General features: G+C 53.1%; 22 protein-coding genes and 1 pseudogene. 8 read left to right on the plus strand and 15 right to left on the minus strand.

The window, feature by feature from the left end:
- Positions 1-40: 40 nt before the first annotated feature.
- The 4 genes and pseudogenes from K3T83_RS05805 to K3T83_RS05820 form a co-directional block, all read right to left on the minus strand.
- On the minus strand, positions 41-733 hold the full coding sequence (locus K3T83_RS05805) for a DUF4386 domain-containing protein (protein ID WP_220202032.1): 693 nt from the start codon (positions 731-733) through the stop codon (positions 41-43).
- Positions 734-979: 246 nt separating this feature from the next.
- Positions 980-1,360, minus strand: a complete 381-nt coding sequence (locus tag K3T83_RS57825) for a helix-turn-helix transcriptional regulator (RefSeq protein ID WP_373324583.1) — start codon at positions 1,358-1,360, stop codon at positions 980-982.
- Positions 1,346-3,597, minus strand: a pseudogene (locus K3T83_RS05815) (winged helix-turn-helix domain-containing protein); the annotation flags it as partial. The gene K3T83_RS57825 and the pseudogene K3T83_RS05815, both read right to left, overlap by 15 nt.
- Before the next feature lie 26 nt (positions 3,598-3,623).
- Positions 3,624-5,177, minus strand: coding sequence for a COG3415 family protein (locus K3T83_RS05820; RefSeq protein ID WP_220202035.1), 1,554 nt, complete (start codon positions 5,175-5,177; stop codon positions 3,624-3,626).
- A gap of 305 nt (positions 5,178-5,482) precedes the next feature.
- On the opposite strand from K3T83_RS05820, the gene K3T83_RS57135 reads away from it, so the two are divergent.
- On the plus strand, positions 5,483-5,608 hold the full coding sequence (locus K3T83_RS57135; RefSeq protein WP_268963440.1) for a hypothetical protein: 126 nt from the start codon (positions 5,483-5,485) through the stop codon (positions 5,606-5,608).
- Here the strand turns inward: K3T83_RS57135 and K3T83_RS05825 are convergent.
- Together K3T83_RS05825 and K3T83_RS05830 are read right to left on the minus strand one after the other, a co-directional pair.
- Positions 5,593-5,730 (minus strand): hypothetical protein, encoded by a 138-nt coding sequence (locus K3T83_RS05825; protein ID WP_220202036.1) that lies wholly within the window; start codon positions 5,728-5,730, stop codon positions 5,593-5,595. The two genes, K3T83_RS57135 and K3T83_RS05825, sit on opposite strands and share 16 nt — an antisense overlap.
- Positions 5,731-6,126: 396 nt before the next feature.
- Complete coding sequence (locus K3T83_RS05830; RefSeq protein WP_220202037.1) at positions 6,127-6,339, minus strand: helix-turn-helix domain-containing protein; 213 nt, start codon at positions 6,337-6,339, stop codon at positions 6,127-6,129.
- A 727-nt stretch (positions 6,340-7,066) separates the two neighbouring features.
- On the opposite strand from K3T83_RS05830, the gene K3T83_RS05835 reads away from it, so the two are divergent.
- Positions 7,067-8,776 (plus strand): XRE family transcriptional regulator, encoded by a 1,710-nt coding sequence (locus tag K3T83_RS05835; protein WP_220202038.1) that lies wholly within the window; start codon positions 7,067-7,069, stop codon positions 8,774-8,776.
- 45 nt (positions 8,777-8,821) lie between these two features.
- Here the strand turns inward: K3T83_RS05835 and K3T83_RS05840 are convergent, their stop codons facing one another.
- The 8 genes from K3T83_RS05840 to K3T83_RS05875 all read right to left on the minus strand — a co-directional run bounded on the left by K3T83_RS05840 (position 8,822) and on the right by K3T83_RS05875 (position 15,143).
- The gene (locus tag K3T83_RS05840; protein ID WP_220202039.1) at positions 8,822-10,678 is read right to left on the minus strand and encodes an ABC transporter ATP-binding protein; all 1,857 of its coding nucleotides are present in this window, start codon (positions 10,676-10,678) and stop codon (positions 8,822-8,824) included.
- A 1-nt stretch (position 10,679) separates the two neighbouring features.
- Positions 10,680-11,666 carry a signal peptidase I gene (gene lepB, locus K3T83_RS05845; RefSeq protein ID WP_220202040.1) on the minus strand — a complete coding sequence of 329 codons (987 nt, stop codon included), beginning with the start codon at positions 11,664-11,666 and terminating at the stop codon, positions 10,680-10,682.
- 455 nt (positions 11,667-12,121) lie between these two features.
- Entirely contained in the window at positions 12,122-12,715 is a 594-nt protein-coding gene (locus tag K3T83_RS05850) for a peroxiredoxin family protein (RefSeq protein ID WP_220202041.1), read from the minus strand.
- Positions 12,716-12,750: 35 nt separating this feature from the next.
- On the minus strand, positions 12,751-13,281 hold the full coding sequence (locus K3T83_RS05855) for a MauE/DoxX family redox-associated membrane protein (protein ID WP_220202042.1): 531 nt from the start codon (positions 13,279-13,281) through the stop codon (positions 12,751-12,753).
- A 119-nt stretch (positions 13,282-13,400) separates the two neighbouring features.
- Entirely contained in the window at positions 13,401-13,943 is a 543-nt protein-coding gene (locus tag K3T83_RS05860; RefSeq protein WP_220202043.1) for a hypothetical protein, read from the minus strand.
- Positions 13,940-14,215 carry a hypothetical protein gene (locus K3T83_RS05865; RefSeq protein WP_220202044.1) on the minus strand — a complete coding sequence of 92 codons (276 nt, stop codon included), beginning with the start codon at positions 14,213-14,215 and terminating at the stop codon, positions 13,940-13,942. The genes K3T83_RS05860 and K3T83_RS05865 overlap by 4 nt, the downstream gene beginning before the upstream one ends.
- Before the next feature lie 252 nt (positions 14,216-14,467).
- Positions 14,468-14,626: a hypothetical protein gene (locus K3T83_RS05870; RefSeq protein ID WP_220202045.1), complete on the minus strand. Its 159-nt coding sequence runs from the start codon at positions 14,624-14,626 to the stop codon at positions 14,468-14,470.
- A 130-nt stretch (positions 14,627-14,756) separates the two neighbouring features.
- The gene (locus K3T83_RS05875) at positions 14,757-15,143 is read right to left on the minus strand and encodes a hypothetical protein (RefSeq protein WP_220202046.1); all 387 of its coding nucleotides are present in this window, start codon (positions 15,141-15,143) and stop codon (positions 14,757-14,759) included.
- 166 nt (positions 15,144-15,309) lie between these two features.
- Here K3T83_RS05875 and K3T83_RS57830 point away from each other — a divergent pair, with 166 nt between their 5' ends.
- A complete protein-coding gene (locus tag K3T83_RS57830; protein WP_220208173.1) occupies positions 15,310-15,432 on the plus strand; it encodes a helix-turn-helix domain-containing protein in 123 nt (40 codons plus the stop codon).
- On the opposite strand, the gene K3T83_RS57835 is transcribed toward K3T83_RS57830, so the two are convergent.
- Positions 15,429-15,731 (minus strand): TIR domain-containing protein, encoded by a 303-nt coding sequence (locus K3T83_RS57835; RefSeq protein WP_220202047.1) that lies wholly within the window; start codon positions 15,729-15,731, stop codon positions 15,429-15,431. The two genes, K3T83_RS57830 and K3T83_RS57835, sit on opposite strands and share 4 nt — an antisense overlap.
- Positions 15,732-15,825: 94 nt before the next feature.
- On the opposite strand from K3T83_RS57835, the gene K3T83_RS05890 reads away from it, so the two are divergent.
- From K3T83_RS05890 to K3T83_RS05910, 5 genes are all read left to right on the plus strand, one after another.
- Positions 15,826-19,017, plus strand: a complete 3,192-nt coding sequence (locus K3T83_RS05890; RefSeq protein WP_220202048.1) for a winged helix-turn-helix domain-containing protein — start codon at positions 15,826-15,828, stop codon at positions 19,015-19,017.
- A 208-nt stretch (positions 19,018-19,225) separates the two neighbouring features.
- Positions 19,226-20,263, plus strand: coding sequence for a WD40/YVTN/BNR-like repeat-containing protein (locus tag K3T83_RS05895; RefSeq protein WP_220202049.1), 1,038 nt, complete (start codon positions 19,226-19,228; stop codon positions 20,261-20,263).
- Between the two features lie 30 nt (positions 20,264-20,293).
- Positions 20,294-20,695 (plus strand): nitroreductase family deazaflavin-dependent oxidoreductase, encoded by a 402-nt coding sequence (locus K3T83_RS05900; protein WP_220202050.1) that lies wholly within the window; start codon positions 20,294-20,296, stop codon positions 20,693-20,695.
- Between the two features lie 151 nt (positions 20,696-20,846).
- Positions 20,847-21,593, plus strand: coding sequence for an SDR family NAD(P)-dependent oxidoreductase (locus K3T83_RS05905; protein ID WP_373324585.1), 747 nt, complete (start codon positions 20,847-20,849; stop codon positions 21,591-21,593).
- A gap of 577 nt (positions 21,594-22,170) precedes the next feature.
- Positions 22,171-23,523 carry an alkaline phosphatase family protein gene (locus K3T83_RS05910; RefSeq protein WP_220202052.1) on the plus strand — a complete coding sequence of 451 codons (1,353 nt, stop codon included), beginning with the start codon at positions 22,171-22,173 and terminating at the stop codon, positions 23,521-23,523.
- The last annotated feature ends 198 nt before the right edge of the window (positions 23,524-23,721 follow it).

A 23,721-nucleotide genomic window follows, 5' to 3' on the forward strand; every position in this document is an offset into this window, starting at 1 on the left:
CCTTTCTTCGCGTGAAGACGCTCATGTTATCCTGTTACTGCTATTTTGCCGACAGTGAAGCGATGGCCGAGGGGTTGAAGCCCTTGAAAATGAGCCAGCCCTCCAGAACGATTTCTTGGAAGAAGATGGGAAGAATCAGTACGGTGAAGAAGGGCGAAAGAGGCTTGAGGCCGAACATCACGAGGAAAGCCGAGGCGCCTGAGAGGGTAGCGGCAATCAAACCCCACACTGAGAGCCAGCGAGGAATGAGTCGTGATTGATAGAAGACGACATAATACATCAGAGCACCCAGGCTAAAAGTGCTGACCCCAAACGCATAGCTTGCATACGCTCGCGCGGCCTGGATGACCGCGCCGACGATTTGATAGGTAGAAGCGGCTGGTGCTCCTGCTCTGACAAAGTCCTGGCTTATCGTCACGAGCGAGAGGATGCCTATGATATTCACGATATAGAAGACGGGCTCAAGCAGCCGGAAACCAACCGCTCCCAGAGCCAGAGCTTCATTATATTTCTTCAAGACGGGATACAACGAAATGGCAATACTCCCAGAGAACACCGCCGCGAGAAAACCCAGAAGCGCTCCGATGAGCACCTGGGTACTGTTTGCAGCAATGCCCGTGAGATAGTTTGGAGCATTCACAATCGATTCGGTGAAAGACATAGGGAGAGCCGTCACCGTCCCGGCGAGAAACAAGAGTCCCGCAATTCTTGCCGTATTTCTGTTTGAATTCATTTCTTTCTCCTCTTTGTTGATGTTGATCACTTTTGTGTGTTTATTTCTTGTTATGTGCCACGTACATCATATATCTTCATGTAAGGAGTATAGCTTCTCGGGAGCAGGAACAGAGAGAGACGAAAGTGCTGTTCGGAGTAATGTTCTCTCTTCTCTGCAGGAGGAACAGAGCACTACTAAAGTCATGTTTGGAAAGTGTGGTGGGGGACGAACCGTTCCATGCGGGGAAAACGACAATCGATCGGCTTAGAGCAGCCCCAGCTCACGGGCTCGTGCGATCGCTTCGGTGCGCCGCTGGACTCCTAGCTTGCCAAAGATTTTCAGATTGTGGCCTTTCACGGTCCCCAGAGCCAGAAAAAGCCGCTCGCTAATCTCCTGATTGGAGAGTCCGGTAGCAACAAGACGCAGGACTTCCAACTCACGCTCTGAGAGTGGCTCGAGAAGGGACTGGGCAGGAGGGGGCGGAGACGAGGTGTTTTCGCTCTGCTGCTTCTCGGCCTCCCATGCAGCGAGCAGCTTCCTGAGATAGTCGGGCATGCTCCCAAGAGCCATCGCTTCGGACAAGAGGGAAGCCATAGGGAGACCTTCGTCGAGAAAGAGACGGATGAAACCGGCAGGCTCGGCCATCGCCAGAGCATCAACGAGCAGGTGCAGCGCCTGATCCTTTTCGCCCTGAGCGCGAGCCGCGACCGCCTGGAGGACCATCACCTTGAGTTGCTCATCCTTCCAATCCTTCGCCTCCACCAGCTCTCGCTGGCGAGCGAGCACCGCCAGTGCTGTAGATGGGTCGCCCTGAGCCAGATGGACCCGGGCCTGGCTAAGAGGGAGTTGGTGTGCTTGAGCCAGATGGGCTGCCGCTGAAAGACTCCCCTGGCGAAGGAAGATGAGCACTTGCGCGGCGGCAATCTCAGGCATGCGAGACACAACGTTGTGCTGCTGCGCGGACTGACTGGCCTCTGCGAGCAAAGCAGCAGCATCGGACACCTCTCCCCGGGCAAGAGAGAGGCGGGCCAGAAAGACCTCACAGGCAATGGAGTACTCCACTGCATGACCAGACTGCCGCGACAGGTGGAAGCTCTGTCGCCTGTGCTGCTCGGCGGCCTCCAGATCGTTCCATTCGTAGAGGACACGGGCCAGGCCCAGATGCGCTTCGCAGAAATGAGGAAGTGGCTGATCCCCTGCTAATTGCAGAACGCGCTGGTAGGTCTGGACCGAAAGATGGAGCTGGTTGTCTGCTTCCTGGAGGATGCCCAGGCACATCGTCGCCAGGATGGTGGTGAAAATATCCTTGGAGGCCTGGCTGTTCTCGACGACTTCGGTATAGGCCCCCTCGCCGCAGCACGATCTCCCTGGAGTTGGTAGGCCGCCCCCAGCGTCCAGTGAGCAGTCGCGCGGGAAAACAGATTCTCGGGGTCCAGATACTCCAAGGCGCGGCGTGACTGGGCAAGCACCGTTTCTGGCTGGTAGGGAGTGAGAGCCAACGTCGCCCTGACAGCGGCGATTTGCCCGATCAGGTCGCGGGTCCTGTCATCCAGATTGGCACCTTGCAGTGCGGATTCAGCCGCCTGGAGTTTCTCTTCCACACTGCTCATCTCGGCACTCACCAGCAGCAACGTGGCATACCTCACCCACAGCGAGGGCCTGGCATCCAGGATCGTCTTTGGCAGCGAGCCCAACCAGGAGAGGACAGTGGTCACCGCGCCAGGAAAATGCCGGGGAATCTCCTTTTCTTCAATCAAACGCTCGGCGCGCTCCACATCGTTAGCGGCCGCCGCATGGTGAAAGGCTTCCATCGTGAGGCCCTGGTCTTCATACCAGCTACTTGCCCGCAGGTGCAACTCGTGTATCTGGCTTTGCGCAATGGCTGGAGAGGAGGAAATGCTCTGGGGGAGGCGCAGCCTGAGCATTTCTGCAAAGAGATGGTGATAGCGATACCAGCGCCGCTCGTTGTCCAGGGGGATAAGGAACAGATTGGCGCGTTCGAGGTCTTGCAGGGTGGCTTGCCCTGGAGTAGTGGAGTCGAGCACCACGGCATCACACAAGGGTCCTGACATCCGGTCGAGGATGGAGGTGTGCAGCAAGAACGTCTGGATGCGTTCGGACTGCTGCCCGAGGACTTCTGCCATCAAGTAGTCCAGCACGAAATGGTGGCTGCCGGTGAACGATGCGATGAGCCTGGTGGTATCTTCCTGTCCCTGGAGGGAAAGCGCAGCCAATTGCAGACCGGCAATCCAGCCTTCGGTGCGCCTTTCCAGGGCAGCGATATCTCCGGCTGAGAGGGTCAGGCCCATCATCTGGTTGAGAAAGGCTGCGGATTCGGAGGCTGTAAAACGCAAGTCGGCGGCGCGCAGTTCGGTCACGTGGTCCCGGGCGCGCAGACGGGCCAGGGGCAGGCGTGGGTCTTCACGAGTAACGATAACCAGGTGCATCTGTGGCGGCAGGTGCTCGACCAGAAAGGTGAGGGCCTGGTCAACTGCCTGCGCCTCAATCAGATGATAATCGTCCAGAACGAGGACGATCTGATCGGGAAGGGTGGTCAGCTCATTGAGCAGGGTCGTCAAAATCGAATCGGGTGGCGGTGGCTGAGGAGATTGAAGTGCTCCCCATACCCCTTTCCCAAGCTTGGGCGCAATCGTCTGCAAAGCTGCGACGAGGTAGGTCAGAAAGCGGGTGGAATCGTTTTCCCCTTCGTCCAGGGACAGCCAGGCAGCCGGTCGCTCGATGCCCTGGACCCATTCACTCACCAGCGTGGTTTTGCCAAAGCCAGCGGGGGCCGAGATGAGAGTCAATTTGCGATGCAGCCCCGCGCTCAGCCGCTCGATCAGGCGCGAGCGGCTGACCATGTTTGGCCGAAGCCGAGGCATATACAGTTTCGTGGCGAGAAGAGGTGTCACTTGTTCTCTCCTCCGACAACGTTCCAGATCGTTTCACGCATGGCCCACTGCTCTGCGGTATGGGAAGTCGCCGTTTTGCGTTTGTCGTGAGACTTGAAGCGCACCACTCCACCGCGTGGAGAAAGCATCCAGGTTCTCCCACAATCGGGACATTCCACCAGTGAGACGCCACTCTCCGCAAAAGGCTTGATGTCAATGGGAACCACCCCCAAAAACGTGCATTTGATCGATGCGGTGGTCGGGATCGCGACCTCCTCCCTAGATCGAGGCTGATCCGCCTGTTCACGTATGACCACGACTTCCGGCTCCATCTTCAGACGATTGACCTCCGTGCGCACCTGTTTGTAGGAGGGAAGTTTGACCGTTGTGCCTGTTTGCGCGGAGAGGCGCGCTGCCACCTGATGCATCTCGGTATGTTCCTGGATGGCCGCCATGGTCAGGCGCGTTAGGAGCGCATACAATTGGCAGATACACTCCTGGAAAGCCGGATGGAGTTGTGGCGCACGACGATACTTGCCATGAGGCCGACATCCAATCTGGCCTACCTCGCGCGTCCGTTTCACGAGGCGTGAAAGCGTCGAGCGGTCAATTCCTGACTCCTTTGCAATCTTCGTTTGTTGTGCCCCGGCCAGCACCTGCTCCACAGCTCGCAGATTCCGATGGAAGCGATCTCGTTGCTCCTCGTCGAGCGTAGAAGCATCGAAGGTCGAACCAGGAACCTGCCAACTTTGAGCAAGCGAGATGGTCGGAAGCCTTGACGCAGCGTCAGGTACGGTTTCCAGTATCTCAGGAAGAGGGTCAGGGACACGAGGGGAAGCGTCCGGTGGGAGCAGGGCGAGAAGCAGCTTGCGGTCAAGTGTGTGCTGCTTGAGATCAACGAGCAAATGCCCTGCGGCCATGCTATCTCCTACGCGTTTCCAGATCGCCGCTTCAATCAGATGAGCAGGCCATCGCCCGTCGAGACGGTCTTCAATCTCTTCGACGCTGGCGACTTCTCCCCAGGGCCAACTCTCTTGCACGGCCATCACCATTTCTGCATAGGCAGGAAACACCTTGCGCCTGGCATGCAAGAAGACCAGATTGTCGTGATAGGCACGGGTCAGCGTGTGCTCAGTCTCAATCCAGAAGGTGCCTTCCTGGATGTGTGCGAACCTTCGGGCAGCCTCTGCCTTAGCAAGGCTGCGATCACTTCGTTTGTCATCCTCCATTCCTGCTTCGGCGATGAACGGTTTCCCATTGGTCAACATCCCCACCACATCAGGCAGATACTCGTGAGGCTTATTCTCAAACATGTAGCCAATGGCAAACGGCGCGTGTTTAGGAATGGACAGTCGATAGGTTGCAGCAAACTGAGGCCCAATATCACCACGTGCGTAGGAGGCAACCTGGGGGTGGTAGTCAAGCCAGAGCAAGAGGCGCTCTTCGAGCTGGCTACAAAATGGCGGCTTCACCGGGGAAGTTGCACCCATCTTGAAGCTGGGGACCCATCCTGAAATGGAGCGGCCCGCAACTTTGAACAGATTGATGCCTTCGACTGCCGGGGCAACCATCGGTTTTCCTCCCTCTCGCAAAGCGGTAAATGACGTGTTTCAATGGTCAGTCAGTCCAAGAGGGGTAGATAGCACTTACAATACTCAGGAACAGTATACCAGATGGCAAGCGGATTTTCTAGGAAACATTGTCCCAATGTGCAGAATTGAGAGCATATGTGCTGGTTTCACCAAAGCCGTGACCGCTATCCTAAAGGCCGTCGGGTTCCTCTGGAGATGGTGGTAGACGTGACCACCCAGATTGCCTCCGCCTTATAATATGCCCATGACCGCCATGTGGTGCATAGCGACGTGAAGCCGAGAATATGCTCTGCCGCCCAGATGGCACCGTGTCACTCAGCGATTTTGGCATTGCTTCGGTGGCCCACTCCTCCAGTTCAGTCAGTGCCTACCAATCCTTCGGGGGAACGCTGCCCTACCCAGAACACTGAGCAAGCGTCCACTCTTCACCTTCGGCCTGGTGCTCCTTGTCATCCTCAGCGGGAGTAGCCTGTGGTATTTTACGTCTGGAGGGCAAGGGCGACTCCACTTTCTCCAGTTCAAGCCAGGACACCGACGCTTTCCTCGTCTCAAGCTGGAGCCGCAACTGCTACAGCAGCGGCACAGACCTATGCAACTGGGACAGCCTGGCAAGGGGTCATATTCGGCTTCGATGCAGCCCACACGCACCACAATCCCATGGAATGCCTGGAGAGAGCAGCATCCAGCTCTCGACACACCTGACCTCAGAGAAATCAACCTCGCAGGTGTTTGGTTCTCTGGAAGAAAAGAGATGGAGAACGACTCCATGTTGATGGAGGAGAGAAGACAACAGGAAATTTGAGGAGATACGTGCGTAAGACAGGCTCAGAGCACAACCACGATGACTGATGCGCTCGTGGTTGTGCTCTGAGCTTGGCCGTCTGCTCACCAACCCTTCAGAGCACAACGGCCTGAACTGGTGTTCGCTTCAGTCTTGTGCTGACGGAGCCGTCGCTGCAAGGGATGGTTGCCCAAGCACTCGATCCAAGGTCGCCCGTTTGATGCGATAGGCTTGACGAGAGTTCACATGGGGAAGCACCACCGCCTCAAGCACTCCTTGCTTCACCCAACGGCGCACCGTGGTATCATCAACACGCAAGAGACGAGCCACCTCTGAAACAGTGAGCAGATCAGTATTCATGTATTATTTCCTCTCTTGACAGATACATTGAGAAATATCGACACTTTACTCTTGATAGTAACTACTATAGCAATGAAGGATCTACCCGTCAAGTGGCCTATCAAAGAAAGAGAGAAGTTTCTCAGGCAGATGCATATGGATTTTGTACCAAAGAGAAAACTTGAATGACGAGAGCGGCATTGTCCCACGGGTTGTGCAACGAGATATCGAGAGAAGAAGCAGCGAGACCTTTGTGGGCTGGCTGTACAGCTCAAATAAATGATCGTGGCTACCCCCCCCACTGTTGTTGTGGCAATGGGTGGCTTCGCGACCGAGCGGATGCGAGCGCTCCTTTTCCAACAAAGAGAGCATAGCAGCCGGAAGAGCCTAACACCAAAACAACATACGACCACTAAGCGGCCACTTTCCTTGTTCTAGAGGTCGAAAACCAGCGCTGCCATGCGAGAAATCGGGTATGGTAGGAAAAGTGACCGCTAGATGGCCGCATCCTGTCCTGGTGTTGGACACTTCCGGCTGCTATGATGCAGAAGAGAGGGGCTGTAATACAACCATCCTGGAATACGTACGAGAGGAAAAGAAACTTGCTTTTCCCCCAATGCAATGAATGGAGTGCGGTTCATCCCTCCCTCGTAGTCACTGACCATTTTCTGACGCAACCGAGAACCCCTCCTCATGCCAGCAAAACATATCATCAGCACTACAGGAAAGTGAGATATTACCTTTGCCCATGAAGAAGGAGAAAGCAACGGCTAACCAGTTTCTACGACGAGAAAGAGAACTCAGAGGCTGGTCACAGTGCTACGTGGCAGAACAGATTGACGCTCCTACCTCCTCCTATATCCATCGATGGGAAAAGGGATTGGTCCTCCCTAGCCCTTATTATCGTGAGAGGCTCTGCGTCTTATTTCAGAAGAATGCGGCTGAATTGGGATTCTTGATCGCGCCTGCGTCTGATCTCTCCTCAGTGGTACAAGCAGATTTCGCTCTGGCATCGAGAACGTCAGCACCACCCTGGCAGGTCCCCTACCGGCGCAATCCTTTCTTCACGGATCGAGACGAGATACTCAACGATCTCTATACAACCTTTTTTGGAGGAAAGAGATCGGTACTCTCGCAGGTTCAGGCGCTAAGTGGGTTGGGTGGTATTGGTAAGACACAGACTGCTATAGAATACGCTTATCGCTATCGTGATACCTATAGCACTGTTTTGTGGCTTCAGGCGCAGACACAGGATGATCTCAATTCTAGTTGTATAGCCCTCAAGGATCTTTTGAACCTTTCCCGTTGTGAAGAATACGTGGAGAATGCTATTGATCTCCTCAGGATCTGGCTGAGCAATCATGAAAACTGGCTTCTGATCCTGGATAATATCGAAGATCTTACGCTGCTATACACTGTGCTACCGGTTGATTGCTATGGGCATACGCTGCTGACCACGCGTACCCAGTTTACCGGAGGCTTCGCTCGTTGTATTCAGCTCGACAAAATGAAAGGCCCCGAAGGAACTCTCCTCCTCTTGAGACGGGCTAAGCAGATTGAGCTGGACCTGGCTCTGGAACAGATAGATCTTGCGAGGTATCCTGCTGCTCAAGAACTCGCCTCACTCCTGGATGGCCTTCCCCTGGCACTTGACCAGGCAGGCTCTTATATTGAGGAGACTGGTTGTAGTACTGAAGAGTACCTCGACCATTACCGGAAGAGACGCCTGGAATTGCTTGACAGGCGAGGAGGAAGCGGTCTTGAACACCCTCACTCTGTGAATGCAATGTTTTCTCTGGCATTTGAGCGCCTGGAGCAGCAGCATACTTTTGCTGCTGAATTGCTGCGCCTCTGTGTATTTTTCTATCCACATGCTATTCCTCAAGAGCTTATTACTGGTGGAGGAAATTTGAATCCGAGACTGCAATCCATGACAACAGATGCGCTTTTACTTGATGAAGCTTTGCGAGTTCTTCGTTCACTTTCTCTCATTAGACGTAATGCAGAAAATATGTCATTTGATATTCATGTGATGATACAGATAATATTTAGAGAACGATATTCGCAAACGGAGCAGCGCCATGTTGCTAAACTAGTTGTACGCCTTGTCAGTCAAGCCTTCCCCAATCCAGAAGATGCTGATACCTGGCAGTGCTGCCAGCGGTACATACGGCAGGCCCTGACATGTGTCGTCTACATTGAGCAATGGAATATCGTTTCCCCCGAAGCCGCTCATTTGCTCTTCCGGGTAGCGATCTATGCATGGAAATACGGTTCTTCCAGGCTCGCTGAAAGGCTGCTAAAAAAATTTCTGGCTATTCGCATTTATCTCCAGGGTGTAGAGCATGGCACGGATGATCTGGACAAATCAACCCCCTGTTATTACCAGAGCTGGCATTGGCAAACAGAACGGCTTTTTCTACAAAGCATGCACAAGGAGCTGAAAATCCCCACGTAATCCTGTACATGACGGAGAAGAAGTTACTTATCATCAGGGTATGCATCAAACGTCCTTATAGCTTTCGGCTTGCATTGTGTAGAACTGCGCGTAGGTTTGCCCGTGCGCAAGCAGTTCTGTGTGTGTGCCAACTTCTGTGATACAGCCGTTCTCCAGGACAGCGATGCAATCGGCCATGCGGACTGTGCTGAAGCGGTGGGTGATCAAGAGACACGTATGACCTTGCATTAACCCCTTAAAGTGCTGGTAGAGGGCATATTCTGACTCGACATCCAGTGCCGCCGTTGGCTCATCGAGAATCAGCATCTCAGCATCCCTCATGAACATACGGGCCACGGCTAGCTTTTGCCATTCGCCCCCTGAAAAATCTATGCCCTCGTCCCTGGGGGCCAACCATTTGCTGAGGATGCTCTGATAGCCTCGTGGCAAGGCTTCGACGCGTTCATGGATTCCCGCCTTCATAGCCGCCTTCTGAATAGCGTTCAGGTCCTCGATCCGTTCTCTATCGCCCAGACCGATATTTTCCTGCACACTCAGGTCGTAACGCGAGAAGTCCTGGAATATTGCGCTCATGTGCCGACGTAACTCCGAAGGATCGAACTCGCGAATATCGATGCCATCCCAGAGAATCTGCCCCTCGGTTGGATCGTAAAGACGGGTAAGCAGTTTGACGAGTGTGGTCTTACCAGAACCATTAAGTCCCACAAGCGCCAGGCATTGATGTGCAGGCAGAAAGAAATTAATATGTCGCAAGACCCAGGAGTGTTGTTTGCTATAGCGAAAGGAAACGTCGCGCAGCGTGATACCGGATGTGAGTGGTCGCACTGCCCGTCGAGTCTTGCTCACAGCAAAGGGCTGCTCCAGGGAGAGTAATTTCGTGTACTGGCTGAAAAAGAGCACACTATCATTACTACGAGATAGAGCAAAAACAAGGTTGGTCAGAGCGGCTTGAACGCTGGCAATCGCGCTGGCGTAGAGGGCAACATCGCCCAAGCTAAGCCATCCTGAAAAGGTCTGCATGACCACGACGATAAAGGCCAGGGTGGAGACCACGCCTGCCAGCAGGGCAAGCAAGAGTTGCCAGCATAATGCATGCAGTTGTTCGCTGCGCTGTCCCCGATATATTTCTTCGGTTGTGGCTATAAACTTGCGCAGAAAATAGTCGCCCGCGTTGAAGAGACGCAGTTCTTTAATGTATTGTGTAAGGGAAAGTATCTGACTATAATAGGAGGCACGGCGCTCTTCTGGACTATTCATCATAACGAGGTCGAAGCGTTTATTACTGAGTTTAAACTGCACATACAACTGAGGAATGACGGCAAACATAATAATGCCAGTCAACAAGGGGTTGAATGCAATGAGCACACCCAGGAAGGAGAGGAGCGTAATCGTTCCTTGCACCAATGAGGTAAAGGTGCCTAGTGCCTGAAGTGGGCCGATTTGAACGCTATTGGATGCCGCCTGGATTGTATCATGAAATTCAGGGTCCTCAAAGTACGCCAGACCGACAATACTGTTGATCTTACGATATATATCACATTTCATCGTCATAGTGAGTTTGCGTGTTAACTCCGCATTAAAATACTGGCTCGCAGGGCTGATGATCCCGCTACAGACAAGAACCAGGGCCTGAATAGCGAGAACTACCCACAGGTGCTGCATAAGGACAGGGGAAACATGGCCTTGCAAGCTCTGTCCGAGTAGATCAAATAAGGTCTTCATTACCCAGGCAGTGGCTAGTGGAAATACACCCTGAAGACATTGCAGTAGCATAAGGGCAAAAAAGCAAAGAGGCTGCGCACGCAGAGCCAGGACGCTCATCTGTCCCATTGCTTTCACCGTATCTTGCTTACTGCTTATCCAACGCCTGATCTTAGCCTTCTTTTTGACTTGCAGGAACATATTATTGCTCCTTTGCCCCGTCCAACATGAGAGTATTGGATATCCTCTCAGACGTGAAGCCCATATAGTGGGCAACATTCGCAACATTTGAGAAAAGGGCCAGAGATGCAGGGCCAGTAGCACGCACAAGCCCCTTCTCATCAATGAGACAATACGCGGGCACAATATCTATCTGGTAATCCTTGAAGAAAGGATTCCGCTTGCCAGGAGCGATAAGGAAAGGCCGAGTAACCTGCATTTCGATAGAAAATGGTAGTATATCTTCTTTATCAGCGTTACAAACAAAGACTCCCTTTATACCCAGAGGACTCAAGTTGTTAAAGAAGGTTTGATAGGTAGGCATACTCCTGCGTGATGCATAATCTCTTCCAATAAAAATCAGCAGTATGGCCTCTCCGCGATACGTATGCTGAGTGACACAGGTATCGTTCATGGTGTGTGCCTGAAACGGTGGTGCCTGTTTTCCGCGTTGTGGCCCCTGTTGAGGAAGAGCCTTAACGTGATTTGAGGGTGGGGAAAGGGTCCGGCCTGGGAGTTTCATCAAGACAATTCCCAGAATACGCCGTCTGGGTAGTGGTCCCCATATACGTGAATCAATGCTGCTTGCCTGGTCATCTCCACAGACAAAGACGTGGCCTGGAGGAATATGCCAGGTTTTTTCCTTGAAACCTCCATTGGTCGGTTCATCTGTTTCTCTTTCTGCGCAAGGGCTGGTGGTGCATATCTCGCCCTCAAGTGCGATGATGCGCTTGATATAGGGAACAGTTCGAGCCTGTCGTTCTTGCGCGACCAGAACAATTTGTCCTTCACGGAGTCGAAGCATGGGCAAGAATCGCCAGGCAAGCACACGTTCTCCTGACAATAGTGTAGGAGCCATGCTATCGCCCTGGACAGTAGCGACCAGCAAGCAGATGCGCATGAGAGTCAGTAAAGAGACGGCAGGGAGTAGGAACCAACATAGAGTCAACAGAGATGCAAGCATAACCATCAGTCCCTCTTTAAGTGCTGCGGAATGGTACGCTCAGTGGCAGAAGCTCGCTGCCACTGAGCGTACCATTATGTGAATGCAGGAAAAATGTACAGCAGTAATGGTCAACAAAGACAAGAAATAGATGTACACGAGATCTCGCCTGCCGCACATCGAGACGCTGTAGATGACCAATATTGATTGTAAGACATCACATGTTGGCATTTAAGCGAAGTACAGTCGGCGTAGCAAAGGTAGCCACTACATGCCTGCACAGCAGTATGAGGAAGCAAATGTTCAGTAACCACATCAACAAGAGAACTCAGTGGGCTAAGCCGATTGCAGACACGATCAATAGTATTCAGGATAGAATCGGTAAATGTATGCACTTTTTGTGCTCCTTTCACATATGTATGGATGAAGTAGAATGCGTGGCTTCGTTCAAAATGAGCATTTCAGGGAAAGGGCTATACGCTTTACCTCCTTTCACCGATAGTAGAAAGATCATCGCTAGTCCAGGTATTGACGACAGCCTTCCATACTTTGCGCTGATTGCTGGCAATGCCAGTAGCCTGAACCTCCCCTTGAGCATTGATGAGACAATAGGAAGGCGTTGCGGAGATCTTATAATCGGAGAAGAAACTATTCGTGTTACGTGGTGCAATTAATACCGGCCAATCGACCTGAAGTTCTTCTACCATAGCCTCGGTAGGCTCTCGTTCATCACCGCTAACGAAGACCAGTTCGGTTCCAGATGGAACAGCCGCTTTGGTGTCTTGCTCTTTGAGCATAGCCAGAACCTCGCGGCAGGGTTCACAGTGAGTAGAAATAAAGATGAATGCAACTTGCTTACCAGCGTCAGTAAATGTTGATAGATTGGCTCTATTACCATTGAGAGTCTCGGCGCTAAAATCGGGGGCCGGGGTATTTTGATCCAATCCCCCCGTAGCGAGCGCATTTGTTTTTGACCCATTGGTATTGACTCGCCTCACCAGAACTAGCGTCAGCAAGAGATTGCACAATACCACCAGCCAGAGCAAGACAGAACTCACGACCAGAACGGTTTCCACTGGTTTCTCCTTTTTTCTCTATCTGAAGCGATATTTCAATTTGGGCGAAAGAGTTGGACAATCTCTCCAAGCTCTATCCAGATCAATACGAACACGAGTGCTCCCAGCGAGGCCAGTAGCCATTCGACGCCCCCCAGTCTCACTGGCGTGCCTTGCGTCCAGATCAATGTCTCATAACCAAGAGATGCACAGAGAATAAAGCCTAGATTTCGCCAGAGATCTGCATACGAGACATTCTTCTCGCTCGACCCAAAGCAGTTACAGGCGGTTTGCATCCTCCTCACTAATACAGATACCAGCGCGCCGCAAAAGATGAGCAGCAGAAGCGTAGCCAGGGCAAAACCAGGGAGGAGGAGAGGGTCGCCAATTATGACGAAGAGAACCACAGCTAATTCTCCGCTCAGGAAGAGTACGGCTAACGGATAGCTCAGGTACGATGGAAGAAGTTGAAAATGAAGAATAGCCTGTTTGAATTTCTGGATGTTGCGCACTTTGCCGAAACTCGAAATCGCGAAGACCAGTCCAATCGTCACGCGACAGAACGCCAGAATATAGCAAATAACCAAGTTCTAAACCTACCTTCCAGGAGATGACGCCATGTGGGAAGTATATCTGTGAAGAGGGGAAAATGCCTATAACATGTTGTATACATCTATTCTACATATGGAATACATACTAAGATTGGTTAACTTCTGATGCATTGCGGCAGGTAGATCACCTCGATGAACAGAGCTAGCCAGAAACTGCCTATAATCCTTCTGCAAGCGTGCCTGGCAACCCTCGCGCCCAGCCGCATAAGCAGTGGCAGAACAAGAAGTGCCACGCTCACTACTAGCATTCCCCATAACAGTTGCACCTGAAAAGTTTCGACGAGGGATTTAGGGTAACAGATCAGCTGAGCCTGTTCATGCAGACAGATCTCCATCGAGGAAGTGATCCCTGGCCCTGCAATGTCAAAACCTGAAGCGCTGGCTGGAAAAAGGGGAAACGCCCCGGCGCATGAGCCTCGTTCGCAGCTAGTACTCGCGCCTAACCAGGACAGAAAAAACGCAAGCAAGAGGATGAGTCCAGCCGTCAGCGAAACACTGCCTATGAGCCGCCTTCTCAGGCGCACGGCGCGTCCAGCATCTGACAATGGACCCGTGATGAGCAGTGATGGTTCAGTCCCTTCCTGCTGTTCTAAAGCATCATGCAGAGACGAGTGGGATGGAGGAAGATCATCAGTCATGATTGAATTCCCTTTGGATAAAAACCTGGCGGCCCGAAAAACTGATAGTTTTTTAGTGGGAGACTGCTCCCATCGGGTTCGATCAGGCGAGCGACATCATTGTAGATATAGCCCACATGCTTGCCTGTCGTGTTGGTTTCTTTGAGATGCACCCGCACCACACTGCCCGTCTTTTCAAGACTGGTAATGGTGATTGCGATGCTTGAGTACGTCACGTTCAAGTTGAGGGCAGAGGTCGTCGCCGGGTCCGCCGCTGCTGTCGTAGTGCTCACGGCGCTGGTCACCTGCGATGGCGCCGAGTTTCCTGATGTCTGGTCTGTGGATGAGGTGCGCTGGGCACGACCCGTCATCCATACATAGCCACGTATGTCAGACCTCCACCGACCAGGAGAAGCAGCAGAATCAGGAGGAGCAATCTCCCCCCAAACGATCTCCGCGAAGGGGCAGGCCGAGGAGTAAAGGGTTTAGCTGAAAGATGCTTGAGAACAGATTCATAATGATCGCGATAATGGCCAGAATGGTCATCACGACTGCAACGACAAGTGACGAAGCACGTCGCTTGTCTGGAGGGTTGTATCAACCTGGAAATCCAAAAAAAGTACTGCCATGATGGGAAGACTCATAACGACGATGGGAACGCTGGCAAGCACCATAGATTCTATGAGCATCAGTGGAATAGGCATGGAAAACCTCTTTTCTCATACTTCAGATGGGAGTGAGACTTCCTCGAAATATTCCATATTTCGAGGAAAAGATGTAATTCAAGAGAACATCCCTTGTCCGTCTTGATGAAGGTCTAAAACACCTATCTCCTCAGCGTGCAATGCTTGCCTGTTCAGCATCGTGCCGATATGCCTTCCGCGCCGAGGGAAGCAACACGAGCACGATCAGCACAATACTTAAAACGACTCCTACCATCGCGGCAACCTTCAGCTCCATTGTCGGCGCAAACACGAGACCGGGAGCTGCCGAAAGAGCACTGAGTGCCGAGACGATAATGGTCAGAATCATGCCCCAGCGTTTGGCAAGCCAGAGACCCACCACCGCGATCAGCCCGATTACTCCCAGCACATAGGTTCCGTAGATGACGACTGGCGGAGGACCATCGGGGACCTCTGGCATGGGGATCAGGCTCAGCACGCTGAGGGTGGCAAGCAGGACAGCCGCCACAATGAGAACGACAGGACCCTTTGGTTTCATCGATTTTCTCCTTTTCTTTCTTTGCTTGCCTGGCTTTCCTTTATTGGAAAAGTAGGCTCGGTTCACCTGCCATCTCCCTGGCAGGTGCCAGACATGTGCATAAACTGAAGCAAGTATAGTTCCCCGCCTGCCTGGAAACCATGAATAACTCCCACATCTTTCCCACATCTTTCCTCCTTATGTAGCCAGTGAAACGGGCTTTTTTGATCAATCCCACTTCATTCAGCAGTTTAAGCGCCACTACCAGGTGACACCAGGAACCTATCGCAAAACCGCAAGATTTTCCTAGTTGGTCTTTCTGTATCCTATTATCAGGCTCGTGCGCAAGTTCGATGATTCTGAGAAGGAATGAGTGACCTTGTATAAGAGCCTGATAACATTGGAATTTACAGATGTGAGCCTGTAGGGGTTCGGAATAACCTGTGCCTCACCACTCTCGTGTCGCTTCATTGCCTGCGTCATTTCGGTACTATAACAATACTCAAAAGCCATAAAGTCAGGGCTGACAAGTAAAAGGATGACGTGAGAGGTGTTGAGACGGCGATGAATCTCTTTTTCCCATTCTGTTCCTGCATCAATGTCAGTCACTGTTGGGGAATATTTGCATGATGCTCTTGCCAGAGGGTATACTTTCTGAAGCGTTGTTGGGGAACGTATCTTTCTCTATACTTTTCAGGGAAACATGATGGCAAAAACAACACAAACTGCATTGATCTGGTTACAAGAAGAACAGAAGTATTTCTGGCGTGACGAGAAACACACGAGGTTGTGTATTTTGCGTGAGGAGACTGATACATGGAGAGAGTGGCTGGCTTCGCACACATCTTTCTCTTTTCGAGGAAGAGAAGGACATCTCACGCTGCTCAAAGAAACGCGAGCGCGTGGAGGAGACGGGTACTGGTACGCCTATCGACACCTGGGAAAACGCACGGTGAAGAAATATGTCGGGCGCCCGGCTGATCTGACCTTTGCACGTCTGGAGTGGACAGCGAGAGAGCTTCTCCGCACGCCTGAGCAGACAAGACAGGTTCGGCATGATGTGCCAGATGGAGAGGCCGGTCACGCAAGCGAACAAAGGGATTGGCAAGTGGCAGACCAATCCCACCAGAGTCCTAAAAATCTCTCATCTCCTCTTCATGCTCCCCTGCTCACCTCCAAGTTCCAATTGCCCACATTACACCCCTCGCTGGTCTCGCGGGAACGATTACTGGCTCTGCTTGATTGCGGATTAGAGCACAGACTCACGCTCGTGTCTGCCCCTGCGGGTTTTGGGAAAACCACACTGGTGCGCCAATGGGTGGCTGAGCGAGACAAGCAGCATGTTCCACCAGTTGCCTGGGTTTCTCTGGACGCGCGTGATAACGATCCAGTGCGCTTCTGGCGCTATTTGATGACTGCCTGTCAGGTTTTCCGTGACAACCTGGCACACGAGGCCCTGGCCTTGCTACATACCATCCCACAACCGCCTTTTGAGTCATCGCTCACTGAAACAGCTCTTGCAGCCTTTCTCAACGCACTGGCGCAGTGTGAAGAGGGAGGACTCCTCCTTTTGGATGATTACCATATGATCACTTCCCCACAGATTCAAGAAACGATGACCTTTTTTCTGGGTCATCTTCCCGCCGGTATCCATGTGATACTTCTCACGCGCAGTGATCCTCCTTTTCCCCTGGCACGGTTGCGTGCTCGCAACGAACTCTACGAGGTGCGTACCTCTGCATTGCGCTTTTCGCCGGAGGAGACGGCAGCCTTTCTCCAGCAAACGATGGCTGTTGCGTTGGTCCCGGAGATCACCCAACAGATCAACACCCACCTGGAAGGATGGGTAGCCGGACTGCGCATGCTATTGCTCACTTTTCAGGGAAGAACCGCTTCTACGGAGATTGAGCCTTTTCTCAGAGCATTCGCAGGCAATCAGCGTGCCCTGCAAGAATATTTCCTCGCGGAGGTGCTCGACATTCAGCCAGAGCCAGTGCAACGCTTCTTACTCCAGACAAGTGTGCTTGGTCGCCTGACGGGTTCACTTTGCGATGCTGTGACAGGAGCACACGACAGCGAGCACGTTCTTGAAAGGTTGGAACGTGCGAACCTTTTTTTGGAGCCGCTGGATAATGCCGGGGCTCATGCCTTCCGAATGGAGCGACAATGGTATCGCTACCATGGACTTTTTGCCGAAGCGATGCGAGCCGAAGCGCGGCGGCGCCTGGGAGAAGATGCGTTACGTGTCCTCTCCTCCCGCGCCAGCCACTGGTACGAGGTACAGAGCCTGCACGCGGAAGCGGTCGAGTTCGCTCTCCATGCGCAGGACTACGACCGAGCCGCGACCCTGATTGAACGCATTCTGGAGGAACCACACACGTACCCGCAGGCCAACGAATATCACACTCAGTATCACTGGTTGGAACAGATCCCTGAGCGTGTGCTCCAGCAGCATCCTGTCCTCTGTCTGGGATATGCAACAGCGCTCTTGTTCGTAGTTGTCACCTGGCGGCTGCCTCAAACCACGCAGACGCTGCTTGAGAAGTTCTTGCAGATGGCGGAAGAGCACTATCGCGCGGAGCACAATCTGCCGAGACTGGGGGAGGTCTTCGCCTTCCGCTCCCTGGTTTCTTGGAGACAAGATGAAGCCGTGCAGGCAGCCTCCTCTGCCAGACAAGCGCTTGTCTGGCTGTCAGCGGAACAACAGGCCTGGCGCGGCCTGAGTTTGAGCGTGGCGGGTAAGGCTGAGCTCCTCTATTATGGGCAGGTAGATGAAGCTCGCCGTCTGCTAGGGGAGGCCGCCGCATTGTGCGAGGAGATACACAACCAGTATTTTAAACATGCAACTACGAATATGCTGGCTACAGTATTTTTCGAGCAGGGAGAGTTGTACCGCGCCGCCGAATATTATCAGAGAGCGCTTGGCGAGGCCAGGGAGCGCATGAACCGTGATGATATGGGATATGCGTTGCTTGGTTTGGCACGCATCGCCTATGAACGTAATGAGCTAGAAGCGGCCCAACAGCAGGCAGAAGAGGTGCTGGCGATCGGCCAGTCTCTCGGACATGAGTTGCATGAAATCCACGCTACTTTCCTGCTGGCGCGGGCGCAACATGCACAAGGAGAAACGGCAACGGCCTGCCGGCGCTTGACCACGCTTCTTGCCAGAATACCTGCCACCTTGCCTGATCATGCGCAGCCGTTTTCCCGAGATATTTTGACCTTGCGGGCACGCCTCGCGCTGGCAAGCGGTGACCAGGCGTTTGTGCAGCGTTGGGTCGCTGATCTCGGTCCATCCAGAGGGTCGCAGTTCCCGTTCTCGTCTGAGCGGGAAGCGCTGATGATGGTCCGCTGGCATCTTGTCCAGGGTAGAGAAGAGGAGGCACTTCAACTCCTGCAACACGTGCGAGTCTGTGCAGAGGAAGCCGGACGCCGGCAGAGCATCTTTGAGGCGCAGGTACTCCTCGCGCTGGTCTATGCTGAACGGAAGCAGAGTGCGGAGGCTCGACATGTGCTCCAAGAACTACTGACACAGACCCGTGCCGAGGGCTATCTCCGCCTCTTTTTGGATGAAGGGGAAGCTATGGCGACCCTTCTGCGTTCCCTCCTTCCTTTTGCACACGAGAAGCTCTTGCTCGCTGATCTTCAGTCCATCCTGCATGCCTTTCCAGACTCTCCAGGAATGCCTGACACTCTCCTCCTTGAGCCGATAAGCCGGCAAGAGTTGCGCGTCCTCCGCCAACTTGTCTCTCGTCGCTCCAACGCCGATATTGCGCAAGAACTGGTCGTCTCTGTGAATACGGTGCGGACTCAGGTCCAGAGTATCTATCGCAAGCTTGGCGTCCATAGCCGCGCGGAGGCTTCCGAGGTTGCGCGCCGGCTCCGGTTGGTTTAGCGGTTCAGCTCAGTCTGCTTGCCTTCCCCAACACACGTGCTCCCCTTTCCGCAATCATGCATCCAATCATCTCCACGGATGATGCGGGTTCATCGAGGCTCACACTAAACTAGTGGCATGAACATACAAACATTTCTTTCAAACGTTTCTTTCCTCGCGCGAGGGGATTTTTCCCTCTGCGCAATTTCAGAAGGAGAAAAGGGTACACGTGACCATCCTTTATACTGCTTTCGACAAGGGTCTGGCCGTTGCGCGCCGGCGCAACGGTGAATGGGAGGTAAGCTTTCATCTGACCAAAAGCTATCCAGAATGTCTGGCGGTCGATCCGCTGCATCCACAATATGTCTACTGTGGCACCACCTATCAGGGGCTCTGGCAAAGCACTGATGCGGGTACAACCTGGGAAAAGACGGGTGAAGGCATTCCATCTGGGCAAGTGACCGCTGTGGCTGTCAGTGGACTCGATCAAGCAAACGGCTCGGGGATTGTCTATGCAGGGACGGAGCCGAGCACGCTGTTTCGTTCTGAGGATCAAGGGAAGTCCTGGCAAGAGCTTACAGCCCTGCTCGCACTTCCTTCAGCATCCACCTGGCGCTTCCCTCCACGTCCCTGGATCTCGCATATTCGCTGGATTGCCCCTGATCCGCTGGTCGCCGGTCGCGTCTTCGCTGCGATAGAAGCAGGTGCGTTGGTACGAAGCCTGGACTACGGTCAGACCTGGGAAGATCGCACGCCGAACGGGCCGCTTGATACTCACACTCTAGCGCTGCCCCAGCTCGCACCCAATCGTCTGTATTCAGCCTCGGGCGACGGATCTGACCAGCCTGGGACTGGTTTTGTGCAAAGCGATAATGCAGGAGAAACCTGGTTTCGACCCAACGGCGGACTTGCCCACCACTATCTCTGGAGTATCGCGGTTGATCCGGGGAATCCTGAGACGGTGGTAATCTCTGCGGCTCACGGCCCCCAGCAAGCCCATAATCTTTTCACGCCCGAAGCAGTCATTTATCGTCGTTCTAGTGGAAGTTCCTGGCACATGGTGAGCGATGGCTTGCCTCCAGCGCGTGGATCACTGGCATCGGTCCTGACCTCACATGAGGCAGAACCCGGTGTTTTTTACGCGGCCAATAATCACGGTGTTTTCCGCTCGACCGATAGTGGTTTGAGTTGGGAAGCACTCCCGATCCCCTGGCCTGCTGGTACGCACTTTGGGCGCGCACATGCCATTGTTGTCGTGCCAGAATAGCAGCATTTTCTTGAAAGGACAATCAGAGATATGAGCGATTGGAACACACCCATTATTGAAGAGTTTCGTACAAACGGAGGCAAGGTTGGCGGAATGTTTGAAGGCGCGCCGCTGCTCCTGCTTACCACAACTGGTGCGCAGAGCGGCCAGAGGCACACCACACCACTGACGTACCTGTCCGATGGCGATCGTCTGATCGTCTTCGCTTCTAACGCGGGCGCTACAACCAATCCTGCCTGGTATCATAATTTGGTGGCTCACCCACAAGCAACCGTTGAGGTCGGAACCGAGACCTTCAACGTGACCGCCACCGTCATCATGGATGAGGAGAGGGATCAGCTCTACGCCAGGCAAGTAGCGCTCTCCCCTGGGTACGCCGAATATGAGGCGAAGACGACTCGTCGGATTCCAGCGGTCGCTCTGCTCCGCTAAAAGGACAGGAGATCATGTTGAGCACTCCCAGGAGGCCAATCAGGTACACGGCCATCTGGTGTGCAAAAAACGACAAGGAAACTCCTGTTGTTTGTGCAGTAAGACGAATTTTTTGACAAGAAGCGTTTTTAGCATAAAGAGACGTATTACGATGGAAACACTTACAGGGAAGGTTGCGTTAGTCACAGGCGGATCACGCGGCATCGGCGCAGCAACAGCTCGTGCGCTCGCTGAAGAGGGCGCAGATGTCGCCATGAGCTACGTGAACTCGGGCGCGAAGGCTAGAGCGATTGTCTGCGAACTTGAAGGCAAGGGCGTCCGCACAGCGGCTTTCAGGGCTGATCAGGCTGATCCCTCTCAGGTTGAGGGCCTGATCAGGGCAGTCGTTGAACGCTTCGGCCATCTTGATATTCTGGTCAACAACGCAGGCATCGCCGTCTCTGGTCTGATCGACAATCCAGAGAACATTATCGACGATTTCAAGCGGCAACATGCCATCAACTTCGGCGGCGTGGTAGCTGCCATCCGCGCAGCAGTGAAGGTAATGGAAAACGGAGGCCGGATCATCACGGTTGGCTCCGTGATCGGCACACGTGTTGGTACCGTGGGCATGGCCGACTACGCTGCAACCAAAGCAGCCATTGTCGGCTATACCAAAGGAGCAGCGCGGGATCTTGGGCCGAGGAACATCACCGTTAACGTCCTACAGGCCGGTGCAATCGACACCGACATGAACCCGGCCACCAGTGACTTTGCACCTACAGCTACGGCGGGCGTGGCTCTCGGTCGCTATGGCCGACCCGAGGAGATCGCGGCTGGGATCATCTTCCTGGCGAGTCCGGCTGCCTCCTACATTACTGGTACGGTACTGAACGTCGATGGTGGCTACGGGGCGTAACCAACCGATGCCGCACGCAGCGCGGGGGAACCAGATCTCAACTCTCTGTGGCACCTCTCATCCTGCCTACCCTCCGGGGAAGCACCAGAGAAGAGATGAGCGTCTCCAGTTCGGTAAGGGAGAGTCCGAACAAGAGTAGTACGCAGAAGTATTGAGCGATGAATGATGTGGAGATCCGGCGAACCGGGTCTCCATGCTCTTAATCCTATGAACAATTCGTCATTTTTAGGTAAGGTGATATTCCCATGATTTCGCTTACTACTTGATGAGGTGATCTCGTTGCGCAACCCATGGGCAGTTAGGAGCCAACCATCCTGATACAGCGGGCACCCTCAACAATCTGGCGATGCTCTATAAGCATCAAGGCCGTTCCAGCGAGTCGGCACCATTTCTCATTTCCTTCTCTCCTCTTCTTCTGTTCTCCAACAGTTACCTCAGAGCACTTCACACAGCCGCTCAGGTCATACTCATTCCACAACTACTTGCCGGAAATATTGAACAAGTGCCATTCATGGAGCTGACGCAAACGACCGAATAGTAGTATTGAAAAAAAGGACAAAGAAAGGGTGTCGTGACTATGTCTACCAAACGTACAAGGCTTATACAGCCTCTCTGCAACGGTTTGCTTCTGAGTTCACTTCTGCTAGGACTCATAGGAGCCGAGCGGGAGGCAATAGCACATTCTGCACCAGCGAACCCATTATTTGATTGGAGTACGAAGATCAAGCATATTGTCTTTATAATCAAGGAGAACCATACCTTTGATTCGTATTTTGGGAGGTTTGAACCCTCTCCGTATGGAGCCACGAAGGGATTGATCTGCACGGATTACGACAACGCGGGCCACACGTGCAACAAGAGCAAATCGATTGCCCTGGACAAGGCTCCTGACAACCCTCCCAATTTCAAGCATGAGAGGGACGCTGCAGTCATCGATTACGACAACGGGAAAATGGACGCTTTCAATATCGGGTCAAAAAGCCCAAACTGTGATAGCTCGTCCCATCCATGTTATATAGCGGCGCGCTCATCGCTGATTCCAGGGTATTGGGAACTCGCAAAGAACTTTGTTCTCAACGATAACGGTTTCTCATCGTTCATGGGGCCAAGTTTCCCTAATCACCTCTACACCGTCGCAGCGGCTTCAGGGCCAGATATCAAGCATAGTGCGATTGCGAACCCGCAGTTCCAGAAAGGGTTACTGAGTTGGGGATGCGATGCGGACCCTGCCACAAGGGTAGAACTCTTCGACGCTCCCTCGGTCTTTCCTTGCTTTAAGTTCAAGACGCTTGCAGATAGGATGGATGAGCGGCACATCACCTGGAACTACTTCACTCCCGCGAAAGGAGATCCGGGCTATACGTTGAACGCATTAGACGCGTTTAAGAAGGATTACCTCTCACCCAACATTATCGCAGACACAAGCTTCAACCAGTTCGATATGACAGCAAAAAGCGGAACCCTTCCCCAATTCTCCTGGGTGGTTCCTCCTAATGCTAAAACCGAACACCCAGGAAGCAAGAGCGGGAATGGTTCCTGTGAGGGCCAGAACTGGACCATGGATAGAATCAAAGCCATAGCAAGCAATCCTACCCAATGGTCGCAGACACTCATTGTCGTCGCATGGGATGATTTTGGCGGATTGTATGATCATGTTCGACCACCCACAGTCGATAAACTTGGGGAAGGGTTTCGTGTGCCGTTCCTCATCATTTCCCCCTTTGCCAAGGCAACAGATAATACGGGTCATCCCCACATCAGCCATGTGCGATTGGAATTCTCCAGCGTTCTCCAGTTTGCCGAGCATATTTTCGGGCTTGGAGTCGGGTCACTTGGGGGAAGAGATACTCTCTCAAGCATTGATAACCTCGCCGAAGAACTGGACCCTGCCACAAACAACCCGCCGCCGACATTGAAATATTGCCCATAAACTGGAACAGGACGTTTCACCTCACCAATGTAAGAGCACCGACCATATCTTGAAGCGCTATGTGGCACTCGGAGGCATTGAAGGCGATCCTCGGATTTAGCAAAGACGCTCCTGGCACGAACAGAACAGAAGATCGCCTGATGCCTCTGCCTCTCTCTACGACACGGCGAGCAGTTCCCTAAGACGAGGCAGCATTCA

The sequence above is a fragment of the Reticulibacter mediterranei genome (assembly GCF_016587455.1).

What these genes read in the sequence shown, in the direction of transcription:
- K3T83_RS05875 (WP_220202046.1), bottom strand. Translation starts at nt 15,143, where the DNA reads ATGAAACCAAAGGGTCCTGTCGTTCTCATTGTGGCGGCTGTCCTGCTT.
- K3T83_RS05830 (WP_220202037.1), bottom strand. Translation starts at nt 6,339, where the DNA reads ATGAATACTGATCTGCTCACTGTTTCAGAGGTGGCTCGTCTCTTGCGT.
- K3T83_RS57135 (WP_268963440.1), top strand. Translation starts at nt 5,483, where the DNA reads ATGCTCTGCCGCCCAGATGGCACCGTGTCACTCAGCGATTTTGGCATT.
- K3T83_RS05890 (WP_220202048.1), top strand. Translation starts at nt 15,826, where the DNA reads ATGATGGCAAAAACAACACAAACTGCATTGATCTGGTTACAAGAAGAA.
- K3T83_RS05860 (WP_220202043.1), bottom strand. Translation starts at nt 13,943, where the DNA reads ATGACTGATGATCTTCCTCCATCCCACTCGTCTCTGCATGATGCTTTA.
- K3T83_RS05910 (WP_220202052.1), top strand. Translation starts at nt 22,171, where the DNA reads ATGTCTACCAAACGTACAAGGCTTATACAGCCTCTCTGCAACGGTTTG.
- K3T83_RS05820 (WP_220202035.1), bottom strand. Translation starts at nt 5,177, where the DNA reads ATGGTTGCCCCGGCAGTCGAAGGCATCAATCTGTTCAAAGTTGCGGGC.
- K3T83_RS05870 (WP_220202045.1), bottom strand. Translation starts at nt 14,626, where the DNA reads ATGCCTATTCCACTGATGCTCATAGAATCTATGGTGCTTGCCAGCGTT.
- K3T83_RS05840 (WP_220202039.1), bottom strand. Translation starts at nt 10,678, where the DNA reads ATGTTCCTGCAAGTCAAAAAGAAGGCTAAGATCAGGCGTTGGATAAGC.
- K3T83_RS05900 (WP_220202050.1), top strand. Translation starts at nt 20,294, where the DNA reads ATGAGCGATTGGAACACACCCATTATTGAAGAGTTTCGTACAAACGGA.
- K3T83_RS05805 (WP_220202032.1), bottom strand. Translation starts at nt 733, where the DNA reads ATGAATTCAAACAGAAATACGGCAAGAATTGCGGGACTCTTGTTTCTC.
- K3T83_RS57825 (WP_373324583.1), bottom strand. Translation starts at nt 1,360, where the DNA reads ATGGCCGAGCCTGCCGGTTTCATCCGTCTCTTTCTCGACGAAGGTCTC.
- K3T83_RS05905 (WP_373324585.1), top strand. Translation starts at nt 20,847, where the DNA reads ATGGAAACACTTACAGGGAAGGTTGCGTTAGTCACAGGCGGATCACGC.
- lepB (WP_220202040.1), bottom strand. Translation starts at nt 11,666, where the DNA reads ATGGTTATGCTTGCATCTCTGTTGACTCTATGTTGGTTCCTACTCCCT.
- K3T83_RS05835 (WP_220202038.1), top strand. Translation starts at nt 7,067, where the DNA reads ATGAAGAAGGAGAAAGCAACGGCTAACCAGTTTCTACGACGAGAAAGA.